This window comes from Cryobacterium sp. TMN-39-2 (genome assembly GCF_004402745.1).
GTDB lineage: Bacteria > Actinomycetota > Actinomycetes > Actinomycetales > Microbacteriaceae > Cryobacterium > Cryobacterium zongtaii.
The window spans coordinates 21,597-44,031 of the sequence record NZ_SOFX01000003.1 but is presented as its reverse complement, the minus strand read 5'-3'; the positions used below and the strand labels follow the sequence as shown (position 1 = coordinate 44,031).

At 68.7% G+C, this 22,435-nt stretch carries 23 protein-coding genes; 13 read left to right on the top strand and 10 right to left on the bottom strand.

The genetic code is table 11. The features are described 5' to 3' along the window. The first annotated feature begins 22 nt into the window (after positions 1–22). Positions 23–892, top strand: coding sequence for a spermidine synthase (locus E3O57_RS00370; RefSeq protein ID WP_088457228.1), 870 nt, complete (start codon positions 23–25; stop codon positions 890–892). A gap of 38 nt (positions 893–930) precedes the next feature. Here the strand turns inward: E3O57_RS00370 and E3O57_RS00365 are convergent, their stop codons facing one another. Both E3O57_RS00365 and E3O57_RS00360 read right to left on the bottom strand, forming a co-directional pair. Continuing rightward, on the bottom strand, positions 931–1,842 hold the full coding sequence (locus E3O57_RS00365; protein ID WP_165787887.1) for a metallophosphoesterase: 912 nt from the start codon (positions 1,840–1,842) through the stop codon (positions 931–933). 99 nt (positions 1,843–1,941) lie between these two features. Continuing rightward, positions 1,942–3,723: a CotH kinase family protein gene (locus E3O57_RS00360; protein ID WP_165787886.1), complete on the bottom strand. Its 1,782-nt coding sequence runs from the start codon at positions 3,721–3,723 to the stop codon at positions 1,942–1,944. Between the two features lie 87 nt (positions 3,724–3,810). On the opposite strand from E3O57_RS00360, the gene E3O57_RS00355 reads away from it, so the two are divergent. The 3 genes from E3O57_RS00355 to E3O57_RS00345 all read left to right on the top strand — a co-directional run bounded on the left by E3O57_RS00355 (position 3,811) and on the right by E3O57_RS00345 (position 6,234). After that, positions 3,811–4,503, top strand: coding sequence for a hypothetical protein (locus E3O57_RS00355; RefSeq protein ID WP_241990247.1), 693 nt, complete (start codon positions 3,811–3,813; stop codon positions 4,501–4,503). Positions 4,504–4,582: 79 nt separating this feature from the next. Beyond that, on the top strand, positions 4,583–5,743 hold the full coding sequence (locus tag E3O57_RS00350) for a sorbosone dehydrogenase family protein (protein ID WP_241990246.1): 1,161 nt from the start codon (positions 4,583–4,585) through the stop codon (positions 5,741–5,743). Then, entirely contained in the window at positions 5,743–6,234 is a 492-nt protein-coding gene (locus E3O57_RS00345; protein WP_088457232.1) for a SprT-like domain-containing protein, read from the top strand. The genes E3O57_RS00350 and E3O57_RS00345 overlap by 1 nt, the downstream gene beginning before the upstream one ends. A 93-nt stretch (positions 6,235–6,327) precedes the next feature. Here E3O57_RS00345 and E3O57_RS00340 read toward each other — a convergent pair whose 3' ends face one another. Then, positions 6,328–7,905: a glycoside hydrolase family 68 protein gene (locus E3O57_RS00340; protein ID WP_103478891.1), complete on the bottom strand. Its 1,578-nt coding sequence runs from the start codon at positions 7,903–7,905 to the stop codon at positions 6,328–6,330. A gap of 389 nt (positions 7,906–8,294) precedes the next feature. On the opposite strand from E3O57_RS00340, the gene E3O57_RS00335 reads away from it, so the two are divergent. Both E3O57_RS00335 and E3O57_RS00330 read left to right on the top strand, forming a co-directional pair. Continuing rightward, positions 8,295–9,152 carry a choice-of-anchor L domain-containing protein gene (locus E3O57_RS00335; protein ID WP_133159729.1) on the top strand — a complete coding sequence of 286 codons (858 nt, stop codon included), beginning with the start codon at positions 8,295–8,297 and terminating at the stop codon, positions 9,150–9,152. A 4-nt stretch (positions 9,153–9,156) separates the two neighbouring features. Further along, positions 9,157–10,842, top strand: coding sequence for a glycoside hydrolase family 32 protein (locus tag E3O57_RS00330; RefSeq protein WP_103478890.1), 1,686 nt, complete (start codon positions 9,157–9,159; stop codon positions 10,840–10,842). A gap of 6 nt (positions 10,843–10,848) precedes the next feature. On the opposite strand, the gene E3O57_RS00325 is transcribed toward E3O57_RS00330, so the two are convergent. From E3O57_RS00325 to E3O57_RS00315, 3 genes are all read right to left on the bottom strand, one after another. Continuing rightward, complete coding sequence (locus E3O57_RS00325) at positions 10,849–11,403, bottom strand: 2-phosphosulfolactate phosphatase (protein ID WP_103459128.1); 555 nt, start codon at positions 11,401–11,403, stop codon at positions 10,849–10,851. Positions 11,404–11,505: 102 nt separating this feature from the next. Continuing rightward, a complete protein-coding gene (locus E3O57_RS00320) occupies positions 11,506–12,771 on the bottom strand; it encodes a hypothetical protein (protein WP_103478889.1) in 1,266 nt (421 codons plus the stop codon). 224 nt (positions 12,772–12,995) lie between these two features. Continuing rightward, positions 12,996–13,460, bottom strand: coding sequence for an EVE domain-containing protein (locus E3O57_RS00315; protein ID WP_088458116.1), 465 nt, complete (start codon positions 13,458–13,460; stop codon positions 12,996–12,998). A gap of 25 nt (positions 13,461–13,485) precedes the next feature. Between E3O57_RS00315 and E3O57_RS00310 the strand changes: the two genes are divergently transcribed. The 5 genes from E3O57_RS00310 (at position 13,486) to E3O57_RS00290 (ending at position 18,345) form a co-directional block, all read left to right on the top strand. Further along, positions 13,486–14,037, top strand: coding sequence for a hypothetical protein (locus E3O57_RS00310; RefSeq protein ID WP_174776291.1), 552 nt, complete (start codon positions 13,486–13,488; stop codon positions 14,035–14,037). Between the two features lie 4 nt (positions 14,038–14,041). Beyond that, positions 14,042–14,677: a DUF1684 domain-containing protein gene (locus tag E3O57_RS00305; protein WP_088457238.1), complete on the top strand. Its 636-nt coding sequence runs from the start codon at positions 14,042–14,044 to the stop codon at positions 14,675–14,677. Positions 14,678–14,988: 311 nt separating this feature from the next. Next, positions 14,989–16,533 carry a DEAD/DEAH box helicase gene (locus E3O57_RS00300; RefSeq protein ID WP_088457239.1) on the top strand — a complete coding sequence of 515 codons (1,545 nt, stop codon included), beginning with the start codon at positions 14,989–14,991 and terminating at the stop codon, positions 16,531–16,533. Between the two features lie 253 nt (positions 16,534–16,786). After that, positions 16,787–17,278 carry a GNAT family N-acetyltransferase gene (locus tag E3O57_RS00295; protein ID WP_088457240.1) on the top strand — a complete coding sequence of 164 codons (492 nt, stop codon included), beginning with the start codon at positions 16,787–16,789 and terminating at the stop codon, positions 17,276–17,278. 98 nt (positions 17,279–17,376) lie between these two features. Beyond that, the gene (locus E3O57_RS00290) at positions 17,377–18,345 is read left to right on the top strand and encodes a nucleoside hydrolase (protein ID WP_103478888.1); all 969 of its coding nucleotides are present in this window, start codon (positions 17,377–17,379) and stop codon (positions 18,343–18,345) included. Positions 18,346–18,417: 72 nt separating this feature from the next. Here E3O57_RS00290 and E3O57_RS00285 read toward each other — a convergent pair whose 3' ends face one another. Beyond that, on the bottom strand, positions 18,418–19,005 hold the full coding sequence (locus E3O57_RS00285; protein ID WP_088457242.1) for an NUDIX hydrolase family protein: 588 nt from the start codon (positions 19,003–19,005) through the stop codon (positions 18,418–18,420). Positions 19,006–19,209: 204 nt separating this feature from the next. Between E3O57_RS00285 and E3O57_RS00280 the strand changes: the two genes are divergently transcribed. After that, positions 19,210–19,887, top strand: coding sequence for an alpha/beta hydrolase (locus tag E3O57_RS00280; protein WP_103478887.1), 678 nt, complete (start codon positions 19,210–19,212; stop codon positions 19,885–19,887). Positions 19,888–19,994: 107 nt separating this feature from the next. Here E3O57_RS00280 and E3O57_RS00275 read toward each other — a convergent pair whose 3' ends face one another. Then, the gene (locus tag E3O57_RS00275) at positions 19,995–20,435 is read right to left on the bottom strand and encodes a DUF5997 family protein (protein ID WP_088457244.1); all 441 of its coding nucleotides are present in this window, start codon (positions 20,433–20,435) and stop codon (positions 19,995–19,997) included. A gap of 131 nt (positions 20,436–20,566) precedes the next feature. On the opposite strand from E3O57_RS00275, the gene E3O57_RS00270 reads away from it, so the two are divergent. Beyond that, positions 20,567–21,364 carry a LysR family substrate-binding domain-containing protein gene (locus tag E3O57_RS00270; protein WP_103478886.1) on the top strand — a complete coding sequence of 266 codons (798 nt, stop codon included), beginning with the start codon at positions 20,567–20,569 and terminating at the stop codon, positions 21,362–21,364. Between the two features lie 37 nt (positions 21,365–21,401). Here the strand turns inward: E3O57_RS00270 and E3O57_RS00265 are convergent, their stop codons facing one another. Both E3O57_RS00265 and E3O57_RS00260 read right to left on the bottom strand, forming a co-directional pair. Next, a complete protein-coding gene (locus E3O57_RS00265; RefSeq protein ID WP_103459266.1) occupies positions 21,402–22,037 on the bottom strand; it encodes a GyrI-like domain-containing protein in 636 nt (211 codons plus the stop codon). 5 nt (positions 22,038–22,042) lie between these two features. Next, on the bottom strand, positions 22,043–22,429 hold the full coding sequence (locus E3O57_RS00260; RefSeq protein ID WP_103478885.1) for a VOC family protein: 387 nt from the start codon (positions 22,427–22,429) through the stop codon (positions 22,043–22,045). Between the last annotated feature and the right edge of the window lie 6 nt (positions 22,430–22,435).

The following is a 22,435-nucleotide window of genomic DNA, read 5'->3' as shown; positions in this document are numbered from 1 at the left end:
GCGGGGCTGTCAGACTGGGGGGATGAGCAGGGGCGAGCACGAACATCCGACGATCACACTGAAACTGAGCGGGCACCAGGCCGTCATCGAGCCGGACCGGTTCACGCCGGGCAGCTACCAGCTGGTGGTGGACGGCACCCCGCAGTCGCACGTGAACATCGACAACCCCGACGAGTTGTTCTTCGAGTACATCCAGCGCATCGGGCACGTCATCGACTTGATCGGCGACCCCGGCGAAGCCATCACGGCCGTGCACCTGGGCGCCGGCGCGCTCACCCTGCCCCGCTATGTCGAGGCGACCCGGCCCGGCTCCCGCCAGCAGGTTGTGGAGATCGAGAGCGACCTCATCGACTTCGTACGCGCCGAACTGCCCTGGGACAAGCGCGCCAACCTGCGGGTGCGGCACGGTGACGCCCGCGAGGTGCTGGGCAAGTTGCCCGCCGGGCTGCACGGCTCGGTGGACCTCGTGGTCGTCGACATCTTCTCGGGCGCCCGCACCCCGGCGCACGTGACCAGCCGAGAGTTCTACGAGCTCGCCGCTCCCCTGCTGTCGCCGCGCGGCGTGCTCGCGGTGAACGTGGCGGATGGGCCGGGCCTCGCGTTCGCCCGCAGCCAGGCCGCCACGCTGTCGGCCGTGTTCGGGCACGTCATCGGCCTCGCCGAGACGCAGGTACTCAAGGGGCGCCGGTTCGGCAACATCGTCTTCGTGGCCGCGCACACCCCGCTCGACCTGCACTGGGTGCCGCGGCTTCTGGCCGGCGGCCCGCATCCGGCCAAGGTCGTCGAGGGCGCCGAGCTGGCCCAGTTCATGTCGGCCGCGTCGGTGTCCACGGATGCTACCGCCACGCCGTCGCCGCTGCCCGGCCGCACCGTGTTCCAGATCGGCAACTGAGCGCCCTCGCTCACGGTTCTCAGGACCAGGCCAGCGCGCTAGCGGCTGAGCCGGATGGTGTCCCCCAGCGTTGCCGTGCCCTCCGCATCGGGACGGTAGTACTGGAGCACGAACTCATCGGCCGTCGCCTCGATCACGCTCGCCCCGGTCCCCTCCAGGCAGAGCCGACTTCCCTCTCGCAGTTCGACGGGACACACGCGGGCGTTGGCCGTACCCCCGATGCCGGCTGTGAGGTAGTGCAGACCATCGACCACGACGTCCTCATAGATGTGCTGATGGCCCGCGATGACAATATCGGCCCCCCACCCGGCGTAGTCCCAGCCAGCGGTGGGCCGCATCTCCCGGTTATCTTCGTGGACGCCGGAGGTGTAGGCGGGGCGGTGGAACAGCACCACGTTCCAGGCATCCGGTCGCTCGGCACGCTGGTCAGTGAGCGTTTCCTTCAACCAGCCCCGCTGGATCTCCAACTCCTCTGGGGTGGTCTCGCTGTCCAGCACGATCAGGGTGACGTCGCCGACATCCTGTGTGTACCAGCGCTGCTGCTCGTCGGCGGCCGTGCTGAGGTACGGGAAGGCCGCACGATAGGCGTCGAGGCCGGCACCCACATCGGAGTAGTCGTGGTTGCCGAGCGTGGGCCACAGAGGTGGCGCGCCCCGCCCGTCCTCGCCTTGCTCGAAGTAGCCCCAGACCGATTCGGCATACGGAGTGCAGTCCACTTCGTTCTGGGTGTTGTCTCCGGCGGTCACGATGGCGTCCACGCCCCAGGAGGCGACCTGATCCGCCGTCCACTGTTCTCCGGCGTCGCACGTCCCGAAGTCGGAGATCAGCGCCAACCGGGTCGGCGGTGGCGGAGACGGCTCGGTGCTTTCGGAGGGTCTCGGGTCGGAATTGGCCGGGGGAACGAATACGCATCCGGCCAGGACGAGAACGGCAGCCGCGGAGGCGACCACGCCCGCCACTGTGCGGCGGGCGCTTCGGCCATCCACTGCTCTCGTCTTCCGAGTCCTCACGTGCGACAGACCCCAATTCGGCTCAACACTTCGTCGCCCCTAGGGCAGCGCCGGAAGGGTGGGCGTCGCCTTGGCCAGCAGGCGCACCTGGATCGCCTCGATTTGCTTGGACTGACCGGTCGTGCCCGCAGAGGCACCATTGCTCACCCACGGCTGCCAGCCGATGTCCTGCACGTGGGTGCGGTACGAGATGTCGTACTGGGAGGCCAGCTCCCCGGTCAGGCGGAACTGGATTCCCTCCATCTGCAGGGCTCGCCCGGTCGTCCCGATGTTGGAGGTAGGACGCCAACCCATCCAGCCGATGTTCTGAACGTGGGCGTTGGCCTCGATGTTCGCGACCGCAGGGGATCCCGGCGTCTCGACGACGAGCGATTCCATCTGCCTGAACTGGCCAAGGGTGCCCCCTACCTGGCCGGTGTTCACTTTGCGCTGCCAGCCGACATCCTGCAGGTGGGCCTTGTACCGGAGCATCGGTGTGGCGCCCTGTTCCTTGATCAGCATCGTGGCGCGCGTGGCGAGCCAGTCGCGGAGGTAGCCGACCTCGCCGGCGTAGGTGCTGTGGTAGTTCTTGCCGAAACCGGCGATCAATAGCGTCGGCGTGCCCAAAATCGGCCACACGGCGAAGTTCGCAGCGGCGGAGGCCGCGATTTCGCTCTCCCAGCGGGTGATCTTGGCCGGCATCAGACCGACCTCGTGGGAGATACCCGCTTGCCACAGCTCGTTGGCGCGCTGGACGAACTCCTTGGAACGGAACAGGTCGAAGTAGAAGCCGTTGCCCTGCTGCCGCAGAATCTGCGCATTCTTCGCGTAGTCGGCCTGCGGATCCGAGCCGAGATGCAGCGCGCGGTCGTAGTTGCCCAATGCGCTATCGAAGTCCCACACCGGTCCGGCGAACAGCTTGCTGGCAGGTCCGTTTTTGTAGAAGTAGACGCTTGACTGCGTGATCTCAGGATTGGCTGTCTGTTCGAACACGTAATAGAACTTGACGAACGAGTCAACGTCGATCAGGGCGCTCAGCGCCACCCAGTCGACCTGCGGCGCCGCCAGGATCGCGTCCACCCTGTTCAGGGCGTTCTGGATGTCGTTCCAGCCGGCCTGGGTCTCGGCTGGAAGCGGACCCCCGTCCGGAACGCCGGCCTTCGAGTCCTTCAGGACGAACAGTGACCTACTGGTCGCGGTTCGGAAGTTGTAGGGCTCGGCCAGGCCATAGTTGTTGTCCAACTCGACCATCACGCCCGTCGGGTCAGTGAGGTCCACGCGGTTCGTCTTGACCTCGGTCTTCTCGCTGATCAGATAGTTGCCGAGGTAGGCGCCGTTGACCCTGAGGTCGACCCATCTGGACTCCGGCGAGTAGGCCAGCCCGATCGACGTGGCCAGCTCGAAGGCGGCCTTGTTGCGCATCAGCGACGCATCGGCTGCGTTCGCGAGAAGAATCCACGTCTTCGACGGGGCCATGCCCAGAACAGCGGTGTTCTGTTCGAACTTGATCTGGTACGGCTTTTTGGCCAGGTTCCAGGTGTAGTTGCCACGGCCCTTGATCTCGCCGAGAGCCGGCACCGAGATGCTGTTCACCCCGGCAGGGTCCTCGACAGTCATCGTTGTCGCGACCTTATTGTCTTTGGATGCGTGCACGTAGCTCAGCGTGTTGCGCGAGGCGTCTGGGTCGCTGAGGGTGATGTTCAGGGTCGGCAGGTTCGGTGTCTGTGGTGCGGCGGTGGCGTGTGTCGGGTCACCGACATTGACGAGGGTGATGGTGAGGGCGGCGGTCATGATGACGACCAACGCTCGCAGGGCTAGGCCCTCGCGAGACTGTATCTGCATTAGAGAGGCCTTTCGTGTGGTCCCCTCAACACAGGGACATAAGCCGGATAGCGAGTCGGCGTCGGCGTTGACGACGATGCCCGTCTGGTGGCACACCATACGCCCAACCTGAGAATCCCTCATGCCTCTTGCGCAGATGAAAGCTCGGGACATACCCCCGATCGGGCGTCAGCGCCTCGCCACCGGGGTTACTCTGGAGGGGAACCCGACCTCCCCGCGGCACCCCACGGCCGCCCTGTCAAGGACATCATCCTGACCATCATCACTGGCTACGACGCCGTCACCCTCCGGGAAAAAGTCGACCTTCCTGCCGCCGCAGAACGTCTCGACGACCTCGGCCAACTCCGCAGCCTCTCGGCGCTGAACGAGAAGGTCACCCTGCTGCGCTTGCTCGACCGCCTCGACGAGGCGTTCGAGATCGCCAACCAGGCATTGCGCCAGGCCCGGTTCACCGGTGACCGGCAGGACTTCGTACTGTGCCGTATCCGCCGTGCCCAGGTGATGCAGTTTCAGGCCAAGCTCGAGGAGGCCGCGTCCGAACTGACCCAGTGCGTGCTCGAGTCGGAGACGCACGAGTGGAACCTCACCGCCGCGTTCGCCCGGGAGACTCGCGGCAAGGTGCACTTCGAACAGGACGACCTCGACGGCGCCCTGGCCGACTTCACCGCCGCGGTGTTCCTGCGCGACAAGTCCGGGGCCTCGCCCGATGAGCTGGAGAGCGCCCTGATCGCCGTGGCCGTCGTGGAGTCCTTCATCGGCGAGCGCCGCGCCCTGCGCTGACGCCCCACCGCGCACCGCTCCCGGTGCCGGGGCATGGATCTGACCAATTCCAAGAGTTTCGTGGCATTCTGCAGGAGATATGCATCACAGACGGGTTTGGGCCGGCGTGGTCGCCGCGGGCATGGTGACAGTGCTGTGCGCCTGCACGGCGAGCGCTCCCCGGCCCAGCGCCAGCACCAGCACGCCGGCGCGTCCCACTCCGGCGGCGACCGCCCCGGCGGCGGACGCGACGCCCGTGCCGGTGCGTCCGCTGGGTGAGCCCGTCGTGATCGCGGAGGGGTTGGACGCTCCGTGGTCGATCCTGCGGTTGCCCAGCGGCGCCACCCTGATCAGCGAACGTGACACGGCCCTCCTGCGCGAGCTGCTGCCGGACGGTGGCCTGCGGGACGCCGGGACCGTCGCCGGGGTCGAACCGGTGGGCGAGGGCGGGCTGCTCGGGCTGGCGTTCCTGGCCGCGGGCGACGGCGCGGCCGACCCGGCCGCCCCCGATGCCGGCTGGGTCTACGCGTACTTCACCGCCGCATCCGACAACCGCATCGTGCGGATGCCGCTGACCGGCACCGCGGGCGGCCTCGGTCTCGGCGAGCCGGAGTCGGTGCTCAGCGGCATCCCCTCGGCAAGCAACCACAACGGCGGGCGCATCGGGTTCGGCCCGGACGGCCTGCTCTACGCCACCGTCGGCGACGCGGGCAAGTCCGGCAACGCGCAGGACCTCGGGTCGCCGGGCGGCAAGATCCTGCGCATGACCCCAACCGGGCAGGCCCCGGCCGACAACCCGTTCGGCAGCCTGGTCTACTCGTACGGCCACCGTAACCCGCAGGGCCTCGCCTGGGACTCGTCCGGGCAGCTCTGGGCCAGCGAATTCGGTCAGAACACCTGGGACGAGCTCAATCTGATCACCGCCGGCGGCAACTACGGTTGGCCCGAGGCGGAGGGTGCAGGCGGCGGCGGCGCCTTCATCGACCCCGTGCAGCAGTGGTCCACCGATGAGGCGAGCCCGAGCGGCCTGGCCGTGGTGAACGACACCCTGTTTCTGGCCGCGCTCCGCGGCGAGCGGCTGTGGCGCGTCGATCCCTCCACAGGCACCGTCGACGGGTGGTTCGTCAACAGCTTCGGGCGCCTGCGCGATGTGGTGTCCGGGCCGGATGGCACACTGTGGTTCGTGAGCAACAATACGGATGGCCGCGGCGCCCCCTCCCCCGGCGACGACCGTCTTTACCAGGTGCAGGTAGGGCCCTGATGGCCGACCTGGTTCGGGTGCGCCACTGGGCGGACGCGCTGATAACCCTGCACCTTGACCCCAGCTGGTCCTTCGACTTCGACAACGCCAAGAAGCGCGCGGGGCTGTGCAACTTCACCGCCAAGAAGATCACCGTGTCCCGGTACCTGGCCGCCCGGTACGGCGACGACGAGATCCACCAGATCCTGCTGCACGAGGTGGCGCACGCCCTGGCCGGCGCCCGGGCCGGGCACGGCCCCGTCTGGCGGAGCGTGGCCCTCGGGCTCGGCTACGACGGCAAGCGCACCCACGACGGCGAGATCGCCGACGACCTGGCGCCGTGGGTGGGCACCTGCTCCGCCGGCCACACTCACTACCGGTACCGCCAACCCACTCGTCCGCTGGCCTGCGGGCTGTGCGGCCGCGGCTTCACGGCCGCGCACGTGATCACCTGGACCCGGCGCGAGATCACCCCGGCCGCCCGACGCCGGGCCGCCGCCGCCGCCCGCTGACGTCCACGGGCGGGACACACCTCGATCCCCGCCGCGGCAGCCGCGGTGGGGATCGAGGAATCAGCCGACGCCCGGGATGGGCGCCTTCTGGTGCTACCCGATGGGACGGGGATCGGGCGTGTCCGGGACATCCGCGATTTCGTTCGCGGGGATGTCGGCGTATGCGCCCAGCCCGTCAGTGCCGTAGCTGCGGTCGACGAGCACCTCAGCTCCATTGATGTCCACCCTCACCGTCGGCGCCAGCGTGCCGCCTCGACGGAAGTCATCCGACGTTCCGATGGTGTCGATGAAGGACTGAACCAGGCCGTCGGGCATGACGTAGTGCGAGTACGCCTGGAACTGCCCCGGGTGCTGGTTGAAGTCGGGCGCGAAGGGGAACCCGGCCGCATAGTTGAGGTTGGACGGGCTGCCCAGGGCAAGACCCGAACCCCGGTTGACCGGCTCGAAGTCACTGCGCACGCCGTTACCGACGAAGCCGTACACACCTTCGGGACCGTCGATGCCCGGCGCGAACGTCGAACGGTGACTGATCGTGAAGATGTAGTACTTGCCGTCCTTCATATAGATCTGAGGACGTTCCGTCTGGTCGGTCACACAATTCGCTGACAGGATCGGTGGCAGGAAGTGCCACTGGGTCAGCGCCTTGTTGTCCGCGACCGCCAGGCCGACGTTACCCATCCGCAGGTTCGCGTCAGACGCGATCTCCGGCGGACCGCCCGGAACCCCCTCCCCGACCGGCACCTCACGTTGCGGATCGGCGGGATCGTAACCGAGGTCCTCTGCCGTGCACTCGACCGCCTCGCGGTCTCCTGCCGTGTTGCCCTCGAAGACCATGAAGGTCTTGCCGGGGTGAGCGGGATCCTCGAAGGTGAACGGGTCACGGAAGTTCACGGACGAGTTCTGGTCCTTGGTTTGGTACAGGGTGCCGTCTGGAACCAGCAGCTGGTGCTGGTCGCGGAAACCGGTGAGCCACACGCCGGTGTCATCGGCGAAGATCCGACCCTCGGTCTGCACGATACGCGGATCGGCCGGCTTCACGTCCTGACCGGCCGCGTCGCGGTAGAAGGCGACCGCCGTGTAAAACGTACGCAGCTTGTTGCCGGCGAAGATCCGGGTGGAACCGGACCATTCCGTCTGATGGCTGAACGACTGGTCCTCGTAGATCGCCCCGGAGGCGCCGTCAGGGAAAACCAGACCGCCGTAGGTCCAACCGCCGTTCTCCGGCCTCTGCTCGATCGGAACATCCGCCTTGCGGAAGAAGAAGCCGAGCTTGGCGTAGGTGTGTCGCTCATCAAAACCCAGATTGCGATCAGCGACCAGCGAGAAAATCACCTCCCACCCCTTGAAGCTGAGCTGATCGGCTTGACCGTTGGTCAGGGTCCAGGTGTCCCAGACCCACACCTGCCCGCCGCTCATGTCGGGGAAGCTCTGCGGGATGGTCGGCATGGTGTATTCCTCGGGCATCGAGTTCTCCCGCGGTGGTGCGCTGGGGTCACTCATTGCCTTCAGCTGCCGCGCGTCAGCGCGCGTCCAGCGTGAGGTGAAATCCGCCTCAGGCTCATAGGCCTGTTGGCTGTGCGGTGTGGGATTGGGAAAGCCCGGGTTGACGGGAACGAAGTCCGCCGCCTGGGCAGGAAGTGTGCCTAGGGCCAATGTGCCCGCGATGAGCATGGTGGCGGAGAGCAGGCCAATGGCCGCTCGCCGCGCTGGCCGGTATTGAATTTTCACGATGTCCGCTTTCGATCAAAGTTGGATGATCGACCGCTCAATGACGCTTACCCCAGGGCCAACCATCTGCCTCCCATCACGAAAGGTCAAGCGTTATTGAGAAAAAGTCAACACTCCAGTCCGGGCTCTCGGCAATGTTGAGGGAATTTCAAAGCTTGAGATGCGCGTGATACTGCGGCAGGGGTCCCCCAGGGCACTCTCGCACCGAAATGGCGCTCTTGACGGTGGTTCTGGCACAGGCGTAACCTCCACGGAGATCTCTCAGGTGGCGTCTCTCCCCAGAAGCACCATCCATCGCGGTCGTCCCCCGACGACCCAACACCTGGAGAATCATGGATACCAAAACATCACGGCGCGCGGGCACCCTAGGACGGGGCCTTACCGCCGGCGTGGCCGCCGTTGCCGCCATACTGCTGACGGCCTCTCCCGCCCTCGCCGCCCCGTCCGTGTCAGTGTCGACACTGCGCGAGGTCTCCGCAGCGCAATTGGCCGATTCGCTCGCCGGCCGCGGGCTTAGAGTGCAGGACGCCACGTTCGCGGGCGTCGACGTGCAGGCCGGACTGTACAAGGCTCCGATGCTCGAAAAACGGAATTCGTCCGGCGTCGCGCTCTCGACAGGGAGCCTCATCAACGCGGATCCACAGTCGGATGCCGACGTCGACTTCACCAGATCCTCGCTGATCGGACCCAATACGAGCCTGACGACAACGGGCGACTTCGGTGGAGCCGGCGATGCTGACCTCACCGCGCAAGCGGGAGTCTCCAGCTACGACGCCGCCGTGCTGACACTCACCGTGAAGCCCAAGCACAAGCATCTTTACCTCGAATATGGATTCGGCAGCGAAGAATATGCGAACTGGACCGCCCAGGGATACAACGATGCGCTCGGCATCTGGGTGAACGGCCAGCTGTGTTCCACCGTTCCCCGCACCTCGGAACCCGCCGGAGTCAGCACCATCAACCCGACCGCCAACCCAGAGCACTACGTGCCCAACTTCACCGACCGCACGCCGGGCACCCTGCCCACGGAAATGAACGGATTCACCAAGCCGCTCCAGTGCCACGCGAGAGTCACGCCCGGCACACCGGTCACTGTGAAGATCGCCGTGGCCGACACCCTTGACGGCCAACTCGACACGACTCTGCTGCTCGCGGCAAAGTCGCTCTACTCCAGCCCTTCGCGTCGCTGACGACATGGAGAGCTCGCCGGCCACTGCCGGGACCCCGACGGGAAAGAACGATGGGAAGAAGCGGCGTGCCCGCCTCATCGTGATCGCCTCCGTCGTGGTCCTCGCGGTGGCCGGCGCCCTAACGTGGGCGCTGCTGGCGCGGCCTACCGCCCAGCCACCCGTCACGTCGTCGCAGACGCCCGCGCCTCAGCCCACCGACGCCCGGCAATTCGAGCGACCGACTGACTGGTCCGACTACCGCCCGGCGTTGCACCTCACGCCTGCGCACAACTGGATGAACGACCCGCAACGCCCGTTCCTCCTTGACGATGTGTGGCATTACTACTACCTCTACAACGCCGACTACCCCAACGGGAACGGCACCGAGTGGTACCACGTCACCTCCACTGACCTCGTGCACTGGAAGGACGAGGGGGTGGCGATCGAGAAATACGGCAACGGCCTCGGTGACATCGAGACCGGAAGCACGGTCATCGACGTCGACAACACCGCCGGTTTCGGCGCCGGAGCGGTCATCGCGATCATGACCCAACAGGCCGACGGCATCCAGCGTCAGTCCCTGTTCTATTCGACGGACGACGGGTACACCTTCACCTCGTACGAGGCGAACCCCGTGATGGAGAACCCTGGGACGACGGATTTTCGCGACCCGAAGGTGATCTGGGATGCGGCCGGTCAGGTCTGGGTCATGGTGCTCGCCGAGGGAGCCAAGGTCGGCTTCTACACCTCGCCGGATCTCACCGAGTGGACCTACGTGTCGAGTTTCGAGCGGGACGACCTGGGCACACTGGAGTGCCCCGACCTGTTCCAGATGTCCGTGGACGGGGACCCGGCGAACACCCGCTGGGTGCTGGCCGCCAGCGCCCACGGCTCGAAGTACGACAAAACCACCGGTTTGGCTTACTGGACGGGAGACTGGAACGGCACATCGTTCACGCCCGACAGCGAGGCTCCGGGCTGGCTGGATGACGGGGCGGACTTCTATGCCGCGGTGACCTGGGACGACCCCCGCGAGAGCGCCGAGGAGAGACTGGCAAGCCGTTACGTGATCGGCTGGCTGAACAACTGGGGGTACGCCGGCGACCTGCCCACGACGGACTGGCAGGGCGGGATGTTCTCGATCGTGCGCAGCATCCGGCTGGTGGACCTCGACGGTGCCGCGACCCTCGTTTCGCAACCGGTGGATGCTCTTTCCGAACTCGGCGGGGAGGCGATAACCGCCGAAACGACTGTCCTGCCGCCCGGCGACTCGGATACTCTGCCGCAGCCCGGGACCGGTTCCTATCGGCTGCAGGTGACCCTGTCGCCCGACGAGGCCGGCCCGGCGCGGGAAGTGCGGTTGAAGTTCAAGGACGGCGGCGGCCATTTTGTCACCGTCGGCTATGACTTCGCGCTGCAGAACGTGTTCATCGCCCGGGATGCCGATGCGGCCGCAGCCACCATGCCGGAGCTGTACCGGGCGGTCCGCGGGGTGTCCAGCCCGCTGCGAGATGGCGCCGTGGACCTCGACATCTTCGTCGACTATTCCTCCGTGGAAGTGTTCGCCGACGGCGGCCGGCAGACCCTCAGCTCGCTGGCTTTCGGGGAGCCGGGCGCCAACGGCCTTCGCGTGGAATCCGTTGACGGCAGCACGGTGGTCAGGTCACTGACCCTGACTCCGCTGGCCGTCGCGGCTCCGGAGCGCCAGTAGCTGCTCTCAGGCGGGGAAGGTGAAGTCGGTGACGACGGCGACCGCGGCATCCGTGGCCGGGGCCAGTGCGGCGGCGACCGCTGCGGTCCGGCCGGTTTCAGCGAGGGCCTGACCGGTTTCGGAGGCATTCACGAGGTGCTTCACGGCACGCTTGAGGCCCACGAAGCTCGCGGCCGCGGCGGCGGCTTCGGGCGAGCAGTGGTCGATGCCCCGTTCGGCGAGGGCGTCGATCACGGCGCCGGCCACGAGCAGGTCTTCCATGGCGAAGCGGATGGTGCCGTCGGCACGGCGCTCCCCCACCGCGACGACCCCCACTGAGAAACGGTCACCCTTCTCGGTCTGGCGGGCCAGCGCCCAGTCGGCCACGAGGGTGCTCGTGGCGAGGTCGGCCGCGATCACGGTGTGTGCGCCGAGCGGCGTGGGGAAGCCGCGCGCGACATCCACGGCGGGCAGGGCGTCGGCGAGCACGACCACGTCGGCCTCGGCGGCGAGGGCCTGGAAGCCGGCGACGCCCCAGTCGAATCGGACCTGGTACTTGATCTGGGGCTCGGCGTCGCTCACCGGTTCAGAATACCGGGCGCGGTGCTCTCCCGGCCGGGATTCTCGTCACCGGGCGACACTGTCGGCGGGCAGAACCACTCCCAAGGTGGGCAAGTCGGCGAGCTAGCGGGCGTCGTAGTGCGCGAGGGCGTCGGCGTCGGTGGCGTGGGTCATGGCCCGGCGGGCGGCGTCGAGCGCGGTCACCGGGTCGGCTTCGGCCTCGGCGAGGGCGAGCTGGCGTTCGGCCTCGGCCAGGCGGGTGCGGGCGCCGGCGCCGACCCGGCCGCGGTTGGCGGTGATGAAGTCGCGGGTGATGCCGATTTGACTGCGTGCGGCCAGCCGGGCGCCCACGTAGGCCTCGCGGGCGTTGTCGCGGCGCAGCTGCCGGTTGCGGGCCTCGGAGCGGGTGACGTCGAGGCCGTCGAGGGCCTCGCGCAGCCGGGCAAGGTCGGCGGACGGGTCGCTTACCCGGCCGGGACGACGGAGCTCCGCGACCACCGCATCCGAGGCGGCGATCACCCGGTTGAGGTCGGCGCTGGCGTCGGACTCCTCGTGCCTGTCGCGCAGTGCCCGCGCCTCGGCGAGTTCGGTCTCGGCCGCGGCGAGGGCCGTGCCCAGGCTGGCGAAACCCACGTGCAGCTCGTCCTCCCCGGTTTCGATGGCGTCCAGCAGTGCCGTGGCGGTGAACAGGGCCTGCTCAGCGGCGCTGACCTGCTCACCGACCGGTTCCGTGACCCCGGCGACCAGGCGCGCGTCGGCGGCATCCGCGGCCCGGAGGCCCACCTCGATGGCGGCACGGGCGCGTTCGACGTTGTCGCTGATCGAGGCGAGCGCCGACGCGGAGTAGCTGGTGGCGAGCCGGGTGAGGGTGGCGGCGCCGCCGGCGAGCCGGTCGGTGGCCCGGTCGAGGCGGCGGCGCAGCCGCTCGAGCTGCAGCGGGGCGTTCTGTTCGACGACCCGTTTGGTGTCGAATTCGCGGGTCTGGGCGTTCAGCCGGTTGGTGGCCTCATCGGCGAGCCGGGTGATCTGCTCGGTCCACTGCCGGGTCTGAGTGTCGGTGTCCGGCACACCGTCGTCGAGTTTCTGCTTCAGCGCGAACGCCTCGCGCAGCTGGCGCTTGGAGACGTCGAGGGCGGCGGCGAAGTCGGCGGTGGCCCGCTCGCCGAACTGCGCGATCGCGAAACCGAGCTCGTCGGTGGCGGCCTCGATGAGGTCATCCGCTCGCACCAGGCTGATCGCCGCGGCGCGCGCCCGCTCGGCGATCTCGGCGTTCTCGGCCGCACGGATGCTGCGGGCCTTGCGCCGGGACGCCGACACGAACAGCCAGATGACGCCCACGACCACACCGAGGACGATGACGGACGGGAGCCACCACAAAGCATCAGTCATGCGGCCATCCTATTGAGCGAAGCTGGTGGAATGGCTGGTGGCAGGCCGGTCCCGGCCGCGTTTCGGACGGCGCCCGGAGGGAGCGGGACCACCCCGAGACCACCCCGAGCTGCTCACTGCACCTCCTGCGGCCCAGCGCGCCCGCTATAGCGGGCGCGGCCAGCCATACGAGGTGCAGCGAAGCCTCACGGGCGCGAGGCCGGGCGGGCGGCGGGGCCGCGCTGCTAGCGGCGGCGGTCGTCGGCGCTGGGCCGACGCATCTGCGCCCGGATCAGCTCGAAGTCGTGCCGGCTGATCTCCAGCAGCCCTCGGCGCAACTGCCGGCCCCAGTCGGGGTCGTCGCGGGTGAGGTCGAGCACCTTCAGCAGCGGCCGGATGGACGCGGGCTCGGCGGCCGGATCGTATTGCACTCGTCGCCGCCAGGGCCGGTACTCGCTGCCGGAGTCGCCCACCTGCACCACCACGTTGTCGCTGACATAGCCGATCGCCGTGAACTGCCGCAGTCGCTCGCCCTCGAATTCGGTCTTGGGCGAGTAGTAGACCAGCCCGTCGGATTCGTTCATGCTTTCGAGGATCTCGCGGGCGGCGAAGTTCATCTGGGCCAGGCCCATGGCGACGCTCCGCAGCACATACTCCTGCTGCACCACCCCGAGCCAGTACCGAATCGCCACGTACCAGTTGTACTGCATCGCTCTGACAGCACAGACTGAGAGCATGCGCGTACTCCTGAAAGAGATCCTCGACTGCACCCCGGATGCCGCCTGGCGGGCCCTGGCGAGCCCCACGGTGTTCCGCGAGGTCAGCGGCCCGCTGATGAGCATCGCCTCCCTCGAAACGGAAGGCTTCCCCACCCGCTGGACGCCGGGAGAGCACCCGGTGACCATGAGCGGTCTGGGCCTGGTGCCACTGGGCGAGCAGATGATCCGGCTGGAGATGCGCACCACCCAGGACGGGGTGCGCATCGTGCACGACAACGGCAACGGCGTCTCCGGCGCGATGAAGACGCTCACGCACTGGGACCACCGCATGGCCATCTCCCCCGACCCGGCCGGCACCGGCAAGACCCTCTACCGCGACCAGCTGATCTTCTCCGCCGGTCCGGCCACTCTGGCGGTGTGGCCCGGCCTCTGGGCGTTCTGGCAGCTGCGGATGCGTCGACTCAAGGCCCTGGCGCCCACCTGGCAGTACGACCTGGGCGCCGACGATCCCGCATTCGTGGCCGCGGGCGCGGCCGAGGGCCCTGACGGGAACGACGGGTTAGCCTGACGGTATGAGCACAAGCATCGGAGCCCTGCAGATCGCCGACTGGCGCCGCCGCGTGTTCGGGCTTTACGGCGGGGTGCGGCAGCTGAGCGCGCGCAAGCCGGCCGCCGGCCACGAACTCTGGCGCTCCGGGCGCGATGAACTCTTCGCCGGGCATCCGGCGTCGCCGCTGCTGCCGGACGACAGGGCCGCGTTCACCGGGCTCACCGTCGCAGCTTACGACCCGGACTGGCGCTTCGAGGTGGAGGTGCACCGGGCAGCGGAGCCGCTGCGCATCACGGTGGAGACCGGCACCGACGGTGTCGTGCCGTTCGACCTGGTCGGCTCCGTGCGGCTGCCCTACATCGGCTCCCTCGACCTCTGGCGGCTCGCCAGCTACGGCGGCGGCCTGTTCCTGCCGCTCAAGGACGCCCTCGCGGGCAAGTCCGGCGGCACCTACGGCGGCGGCCGCTACCTGCTGGACACCATCAAGGGCGCCGACCTCGGTCCGGGCACCGGCGACGACAGCCTGATCCTGGACTTCAACTTCGCGTACAACCCGTCCTGCGCGTACGACCCGATGTGGGCCTGCCCGTTGCCGCAGGCCGGCAACATCGTCACCGCCGAGGTGCCGGTCGGCGAACTGTACCTGCCCAGAGACTAGAGTCGAAAGTCCCGGCCAGCCACTGATACGGCTGGATTCTGGCGTCGCGCTTGACAGCATCCGCTAGAGTAGGGGTACTTGTGAGTGCGTAGTTGCGCTCACTGCGTCGTAGAACGCCCTCTTCTTATCGACGGCCGCCTCGCCCGAGTACGACTCGTTGCTGGCGGCCCTCTCGATTTCCGAATGAAACCTTCTTACGGCGAACGGATGTGCCCATCGGCACCTTCGCCATGTGAATCCTCCTGGCTCCGGCCGTCGCTCTGTGCGTCACCGGTTCGAGCGAGGAGACTGATGCCCCGAAAGGCACCACTTTGTCTGAAACTTCCTTTGGCGCGCTTGGCGTGCCCGCTCCCCTCGTTGCCGTGCTCACCTCGCAGGGCATCGACAGCCCGTTCCCGATCCAGGTCGACACCCTGCCCGACACCCTCAAGGGCCGCGACGTCCTCGGCCGCGGTAAGACCGGCTCTGGCAAGACCCTGGCCTTCTCCATCCCGATGGTGTCCCGCCTCGGCGGCAAGCTCGCCGGCGGCAAGCGCCGCCCGGGCCGCCCGCTCGGCCTGATCCTCGCGCCGACCCGCGAGCTGGCCACCCAGATCACCGCGGCGCTCACCCCCCTCGCCGAGGCCTACGGCCTGAACACCACCACCATCTTCGGCGGCGTCTCGCAGAACCGTCAGGTCGCCGCGCTCAAGGCCGGCGTCGACATCGTCGTGGCCTGCCCCGGCCGCCTCGAGGACCTCATGAAGCAGGGCTTCGTGAACCTCGACTCCGTTGAGATCACCGTGCTCGACGAGGCCGACCACATGGCCGACCTGGGCTTCCTGCCCGTCGTCACGCGCATCCTGGACAAGACCCCGTCCAGCGGCCAGCGCCTGCTGTTCTCGGCCACGCTCGACAACGGCGTGGACAAGATCGTGCGCCGGTTCCTGCACAACGAGGTTCTGCACTCCGTCGACGAGGCCACCAGCCACGTCTCCGCGATGACCCACCACGTGTTCGAGGTCGATGGCGCCGACAGCAAGAAGGAGCTCATCGAGAAGCTCGCTTCGGGCAGCGGTCGCCGCATCCTCTTCATGCGCACCAAGCACCACGCCAAGAAGCTGGCCAAGGCGCTGACGGATGCGGGCATCCCCTCCGTCGACCTGCACGGCAACCTGTCGCAGGTGGCCCGTGACCGCAACCTCGCCGCGTTCAGCGCCGGCGACGTGAAGGTTCTCGTCGCCACCGACGTGGCCGCCCGAGGCGTGCACGTTGACGACATCGAACTCGTCATCCACGTCGACCCGCCCGCAGAGCACAAGGCGTACCTGCACCGCTCGGGCCGTACCGCCCGCGCAGGCAGCGCCGGTGACGTCGTCACCATCGTGCTGCCCGCGCAGAAGCGCGACACCGACCAGCTGCTGCGCAAGGCCGCCATCACGGTGACCCCGCAGCGCGTGAACGCGTCGTCGCCCGCCGTTGTCGCCCTCACCGGTGACGTGGCCGCGTACGTCAAGCCGGTGCCGCGTGTCGAGCAGCCGCACGGCCAGTCGCAGGGCGGCCGCTCGCAGGGCGCCAACGCCCAGCGCAAGCGCGTCAACCGTGACGAGCGCGACAACGGCGGCCGCGGTTCACGCGACGCCGGTGGCCGTGGCGGCCGCAGCGGCGATGCCGTCGCCGCCGGTGGCGCCCGTCGAGACCGCACCGAGCGTCCGGCCTCCTCCGGCCGCAGCCACGCTCCCCGCACGGGTGGTTCAGGTTCGGGCACCGGCGGCTCCGGCCGCTCCGGTGGCCTTCAGGTCGGCGGACTGGTGCGCGGCTCCGGTTCCACCGGCGGCGGCGCCCGTCGTTCGGCTCCACGCCGCGCGCAGGGCTAGTCAGCCCGTACTGCTTGTACGACCCGAACGGGCCGGCTCCTCACGGGGCCGGCCCGTTCGTCGTTCCCCGGCCCCGGCTGCATAACTCCTGCAGAGCTCTGCCCGGCCGGGGTTCCGCCGCGTGATTCCGGGGTGCCACCGGCGCATCCGTTGAAAGTGCAGGAGTTGCGCTCGGGCCGGGCCGGCGAGGGGCAGGGCGGGGCCGGCGGTTGGATGGTTCGGCGGGGTCGGTGGCCGGGGTTAGGGTCGAAGTATGAACACCACCGTTGTTGTTCGGCCCGTCACTGAGACGGATGCCGACAGCCTGGGCCGCGTCCACGCGGCTTGCTGGCACGAATCCTATGACCACATCCTCAGCCAGGCTGCACTGTCGCAGCTGCACCCGGAACGCCTTGCCCAAATGTGGCGCCGCTTCTCGGTGCAGGGCCCCGGCTACCGCCACGTCGTGGCCGAACTCGACGGCGAGATCGTCGGTTTCGCCGGCAGCGGCCCCGGCCGCGACGCCGGCAAGCCCACCGAGCACGAGCTCTACTTCGTCTACCTGCTGCAGGCCCACCAGGGCACCGGCATCGGCCAGGCCCTCTTCGACGCCGTCGTCGATCCCGGCCCCACCTACCTCTGGGTCGCCGCGGACAACCCTCGCGCGCACCGCTTCTACGCCCGTAACGGCTACCTGCCCGACGGCCAGGAGCGCACCGAAGAGGTGCTGGGCGAACCATTCCGCGAGGTGCGCCTCGAGCGTTAGCAGCCGGCCACCCAGGCCCTGAGCCGAGCCCGATCCCGCCCAGCGGGGTCGGGCTTTCGCGCGCCCACCAGCCACGCCCGGCACCGTAAAATCAGGGGATGCCTACGATTCCTGTGATCCTCGACGTCGACACCGGTGTCGATGATGCCCTCGCCATCCTGTTCGCCGTCGCCCACCCCGACATCGAGGTGCTCGGCATCAGCTGTGTCGCCGGCAACGCCTCGCTCGAGCGGGTCGTGGAGAACACCCTGCGGATCCTCGATGTCGCCGGAGCTCCCGACATCCCGGTCGCGGCCGGCGCCCGCCGTCCGTTGATCTCGCCGGCCCGCAGCGCGTCGCACGTGCACGGCGAGGGCGGTCTGGGCACCGTGCACCTGCCGCCGGGCGAGCGGACGCCGGCGCCGGTCAACGCCGTCGAGCTGATGCGCCGGCTCATCACCGAAAGCCCCCGCCCGGTGACCGTTGTGGCCCTGGCCCCGCAGACCAACCTCGCGCTGCTGCTGCGCCAGTACCCCGACCTGGCCGAGAACATCGAACGGATCGTGTTCATGGGCGGCTCGGCCAGCGTGGGCAACGCCACTGCCGTGGCCGAGTTCAACGTGTGGCACGACCCCGAGGCGGCGGCGATCGTGCTCGACGCGGGCATCCCCACCTTCATGTACGGGCTGGACGTCTTCAACCAGGTGAGCGTAGACCGCGACCTGGCAACTGCGCTGGAGACCGGCGACTCCGGCTACGGGCGGGTGGTCGGAGCGCTGCTGGCGAACCGGGTCGCCCGCAGCGAGAACAGCGCGGCCGAGTACACCGGGCTGATCGGTGACGCCGGGGCGCTTTGCGCGCTCGTCGACCCGGATGCGCTGACCACCCGGCTGCTGCCCGTGCGGGTGGAGCTCACCGGGTGCGGTCGCGGCCAGACCATCGTGGACCAGCGTCGCCGGGTGGGCGAAGACATCCTGCACGGCACCGCGGGCGCCTGGGAGGTCGTGGAGGTCGCCCTGGACGTGGACGCCCCACGCTTCGCCCGCCTGTTCCTCGACACCCTGGGCCTCTCCCCCCTCGCGAACTGAGAGAAAAGCCCCAAAAACTCGCCCGCGAAGGTGCTTAAGTCACAGTTCGCGGATGCGGGTGGATGCGGGGGGTCAGCGCAGGGCGCCGACCGAGGCCAGGGCCATGCGCAGGAGGCCACCGCGGCCGCCTTCCATCTCGGCCGAGACGGCGTCGGTGGCCGCCTCCTCCGGGGTCATCCAGGTGAGCTCGAGTGCATCCTGGCGGGGGTCGCAGGTGCCGGTGACGGGCACGACGTAGGCCAGCGACACGGCGTGCTGACGGTCATCCGTGAACGCGGTGATACCGGGCATCGGGAAGTACTCGGCCACCGAGTACGGCACCGGGCTCGGCGGCAGCTGCGGAAACGCCATCGGGCCGAGGTCCTTCTCGAGGTGCCGGAACAGGGCGTCGCGCAGGGTCTCGCCGTAGAGCACCCGGCCGGAGACCAGGGTGCGGGTCATTTTGCCCTCGGGGGTGGCGCGCAGCAGCACACCGACCTCGACGACCTGGCCCAGACCGTCGACGCGCACGGGCACGGCCTCGACGTACAGCAGCGGCAGCCGCTGGCGGATCTCGGCGAGCTCGACATCGCTCAGCCAACCCGGGTTCGAGTTGGGCGGCGGTGCGTCATCCCCGCCAGGCGTCCAGTCCGGATCGGGGTCAGGGGTGCGCACGCTCATAGTTCATTCTCACTCACGAGAGCCGCGGATGCACCACCGGGGTCCGCGAGTCCGCTCGCCCCGACCCCGCGAGCTGTGAGAAAAGGGCACTTTCGTGGGCCTTAGGTCTCAGTTCGCGAGACCCCCGCGGGTCTCGGGCGGGCGTGGAAGGATTGAGGGAGTCGGCGCTGTACCTGCGTCGACACCGACGTGAGGAACCGACACATGGCCACCAGCATCCGCCCCGAGCCGATCGATCCGGCCGCCGTGCTGTGGTCGGCCGCCGCACCCGACCGGGTGGGGCGCCCGCTGCTGCTGGTGCTGCACGGTTATGGGTCGACCGAGGGCGATCTGTTCGCACTGGCGCCGCACTTGCCGCTGCAGCCGACGATCGCGGCGCTGCGGGCTCCGCTGCCGGCCGGTCAGGGTTGGTCGTGGTTTCCCATCGGGGTGCCCGGCGATCCCGTCGGTGACGCTCTCGACGCGGCAGCGCTCGGCATCATCGAGTGGCTCGACGCCCTCCCCGAGCAGCCCACGTCCATCGGCCTGCTCGGCTTTTCGCAGGGCGGCGCCATGACGCTGCAGCTGATGCGGCACGCGCCGGAACGGTTCGCATTCGCGGTGCAGCTGTCCGGGTTCATCGGCAGCGGCACGCATCCGGGCGACGCACGGCTCAAAAAGCTCGCGCCGCCGGTGTTCTGGGGCCGCGGCACTCTGGACCCGGTGATCCCCGAGGGCGCTGTCGCCCGCACCCAAGCCTGGCTGCCGGCGCACTCCACACTCACCGAGGGCATCTACGAGGGAATGGGCCATTCCATCTCGCAGGCCGAACTCGGCGAGATCGTCGCGTTCCTGCGCGAGCAGTACGCGGCTCCGGCGACGCCGGCGGTGCCGACCGCCTGACCGGCGCACCCCGGCACGGATGCCCCGACGTGCCCCCGAACGGACGAATTGCCCCGTCCCAACGGAGCAACTCGTCCGGGGCGGGGCAACTCGGTGAAACCAGAGACCTAGGAGTTCTTGCGGGCGGCCTTCTCGTTCTGTGCGGCGAAACGCTCGGCGTGCGCCTTCTTGCGGGCCTTCTCAGCATCGCGGTCCTTCACGCGGATCTGTTCCTCGCGCACCTCGAACTGGGTGGCGCGCTCGGTGACGAGCCAGGCCGGCGGCTGCTGCAGCAGTGCCTGGATCTCGGCGCTGGTCAGCGGCTCGGTGACCTCACCGCGCACCAGGCCTGAGATCGACACGCCGAGCTTGGCGGCGACGACCTGCTTAGGGTGCGGGCCGTTGGCGCGCAGCTGGGTGAGCCACTCAGGCGGGTTCGCCTCGAGGGCGGCCAGCTCGGTGCGGGACACCGGCGTGGACTGGAACTCCTCGGGTGCTGCTTCGAGCAGAATCCCGAGCTTCTGGGCAGCCGTGGCCGGCTTCATGGTCTGGGGCTTCTTCTCGCTCATGGTTCCAGCGTATAGCCTGAGAGCACTATGGTTTCGGTGTCCTGCGCCCGGACACCACCAAAACGGCCCGCCGCCGGCACGTCGCACGCGCCCGCGGAGCCACCACCCACACTGATTTTGCACACGAGAGGATGCCGGTGACCTTTTCCATTGCCTTCGTCGCCGGGGTCACCCCCACCAAATGGACCCGCATCTGGGCCGAGCGGCGCCCGGAGGTCGAGCTCTCGGTCTTCCGCACCAGCATCGCCGATCAGGAGCTCGTCCTGCGCGACGGCCGCGCCGACGTGAGCCTGGTGCGCCTGCCCATCGATGAAGACGGCCTGAGCCTGATCAACCTGTACAACGAGATCCCCGTGCTGGTGATGGCGAAGGATCACTTCCTGGCCGACGCCGACAGCGTGGTCGTGGCCGACCTGGTCGACGAGCACCTGCTGCAGGATCCCGACGACGTCCCCGAGTGGCGCGACGCGGCCGTAGAGGTGCGCGACGGCAGCCGCCGCCCGCTGCCGCCGATGCGCGACATGGACGAGACCATGGAACTGGTCGCCGCCGGCGTGGGCATCGTCATCCTGCCGCACTCGGTGGCCCGCCTGCACAGCCGCAAGGATGTCGTCTCCAAGCCGGTGGAGGACACCGCCGAGAGCCGCATCGCACTGGCCTGGCGCACGGTGGACACCACGGCCGACGTGGAGGAGTTCATCGGCATCGTGCGCGGCCGCACTCCGGACAGCTCACGCACCAACGCGGTCGCGGCCGGCGACGAGCCGGTGAAGAAGGAAAAGAAGACCGCCAAGGCCAAGGCTGCCGCCAAAGCGGTGCGCGCCGCCGCGGCCGCGGCCAAACCGGCCACCGCGCGCAAGACGCAGAGCGCCGGCCGCACCCGCAACTCCCCCAGCCCGCAGGCCGGCAAGCGCCGCGGCGGTCGCTGACCCGCAGCCGAGCTGCCCCGGTGGGTAACTCGCGGAACTATGCGGGCGACACCGGCTGCCGCACCACGGTCTTGAGCTTCTCCGGCGCGACGCGGCGCGGGTCGCCCAGGTAGACCTCGTGGTGCCGGCCGCGCTCGCGGAGGCCCGCCTGCGGGAGCACCTCGCCGTGCAGCCGGGCCAGCGCCGGCGCCTCGTCGTCGTAGGAGCCCACGTGCAGCAGTTGCGCGCAGAGTCCCTCGTCGAGCCGCTCTATGCGCACGCGGTCGAGGGCGGGCAGCGTCTTCTTCTTGCCGCGGGCCGCCGTGATGGCCTCCTCGATCGCCCCGTCGCTCACCCAGTCCGGTTGGCTGATCAGCATGGTCCAGCTCCACGCGGCCTTGTCGCGGGCACTGAACACGGATGCGTCGTCGGCGTACCAGAGCCCCTCCAGCGGGCCCACCACCAGGTCGCGGCCGCCACCGCGCTTGCTGGTGAACTTCACCGTGTACGACACCGCGTAGAGCGCCTCGACGGCCTCAACGTAGGCCGGCGCCGTGTTCGGATTCCCCGACCCGTCCACGGCGAGGAAGCGTTGCGGCGGCACCACCAGCGTCTCCCAGTCCCGGTTCTTCGGGGCGTACACCGCGCGCAGTTCTCGCTTCACGTCGTACGGCGCGGTCGCGACCTCGGTCACCAAAATCAGGCTTCCATCACTGCGATGACGTTGCCGGCCGGGTCGGCGAACCAGCCGCCGGTTGGCATCCCGCCGCCACGTACGATTCCCCGCTCGTCCTGCTCGAAACCGTCGTAGCGCAGCATTTCCACACCACGTTCCACCAGAGCATCCACCGACAGCTCGATGTCGGCCACTGCGAGGTTGAGGATGGTGAACACCGCGGGTTCGTGGTCCTCTTTGGGGTAGACGATCACCATCGCGCCGCCCGGCAGGGTGATTTCCAGCAGGCCCATCGGGTTGTCCACGACGTCGAGTCCGAGCACATCCCGGTAGAAGCCGCGGGCTGCCTCCAGGTCCGGCACGGCGAACCCGCTGAAGCCACGCAGGTAGGTCAGTTCTGATGCTGTCATGATCGG

Coding starts and splice junctions, on each gene's coding strand:
- E3O57_RS00370 (WP_088457228.1), top strand. CDS start 23: ATGAGCAGGGGCGAGCACGAACATCCGACGATCACACTGAAACTGAGC.
- E3O57_RS00360 (WP_165787886.1), bottom strand. CDS start 3,723: ATGCAGATACAGTCTCGCGAGGGCCTAGCCCTGCGAGCGTTGGTCGTC.
- E3O57_RS00350 (WP_241990246.1), top strand. CDS start 4,583: ATGCATCACAGACGGGTTTGGGCCGGCGTGGTCGCCGCGGGCATGGTG.
- E3O57_RS00345 (WP_088457232.1), top strand. CDS start 5,743: ATGGCCGACCTGGTTCGGGTGCGCCACTGGGCGGACGCGCTGATAACC.
- E3O57_RS00340 (WP_103478891.1), bottom strand. CDS start 7,905: ATGCTCATCGCGGGCACATTGGCCCTAGGCACACTTCCTGCCCAGGCG.
- E3O57_RS00335 (WP_133159729.1), top strand. CDS start 8,295: ATGGATACCAAAACATCACGGCGCGCGGGCACCCTAGGACGGGGCCTT.
- E3O57_RS00330 (WP_103478890.1), top strand. CDS start 9,157: ATGGAGAGCTCGCCGGCCACTGCCGGGACCCCGACGGGAAAGAACGAT.
- E3O57_RS00320 (WP_103478889.1), bottom strand. CDS start 12,771: ATGACTGATGCTTTGTGGTGGCTCCCGTCCGTCATCGTCCTCGGTGTG.
- E3O57_RS00315 (WP_088458116.1), bottom strand. CDS start 13,460: ATGCAGTACAACTGGTACGTGGCGATTCGGTACTGGCTCGGGGTGGTG.
- E3O57_RS00310 (WP_174776291.1), top strand. CDS start 13,486: ATGCGCGTACTCCTGAAAGAGATCCTCGACTGCACCCCGGATGCCGCC.
- E3O57_RS00305 (WP_088457238.1), top strand. CDS start 14,042: ATGAGCACAAGCATCGGAGCCCTGCAGATCGCCGACTGGCGCCGCCGC.
- E3O57_RS00295 (WP_088457240.1), top strand. CDS start 16,787: ATGAACACCACCGTTGTTGTTCGGCCCGTCACTGAGACGGATGCCGAC.
- E3O57_RS00290 (WP_103478888.1), top strand. CDS start 17,377: ATGCCTACGATTCCTGTGATCCTCGACGTCGACACCGGTGTCGATGAT.
- E3O57_RS00285 (WP_088457242.1), bottom strand. CDS start 19,005: ATGAGCGTGCGCACCCCTGACCCCGATCCGGACTGGACGCCTGGCGGG.
- E3O57_RS00280 (WP_103478887.1), top strand. CDS start 19,210: ATGGCCACCAGCATCCGCCCCGAGCCGATCGATCCGGCCGCCGTGCTG.
- E3O57_RS00275 (WP_088457244.1), bottom strand. CDS start 20,435: ATGAGCGAGAAGAAGCCCCAGACCATGAAGCCGGCCACGGCTGCCCAG.
- E3O57_RS00270 (WP_103478886.1), top strand. CDS start 20,567: ATGCCGGTGACCTTTTCCATTGCCTTCGTCGCCGGGGTCACCCCCACC.
- E3O57_RS00260 (WP_103478885.1), bottom strand. CDS start 22,429: ATGACAGCATCAGAACTGACCTACCTGCGTGGCTTCAGCGGGTTCGCC.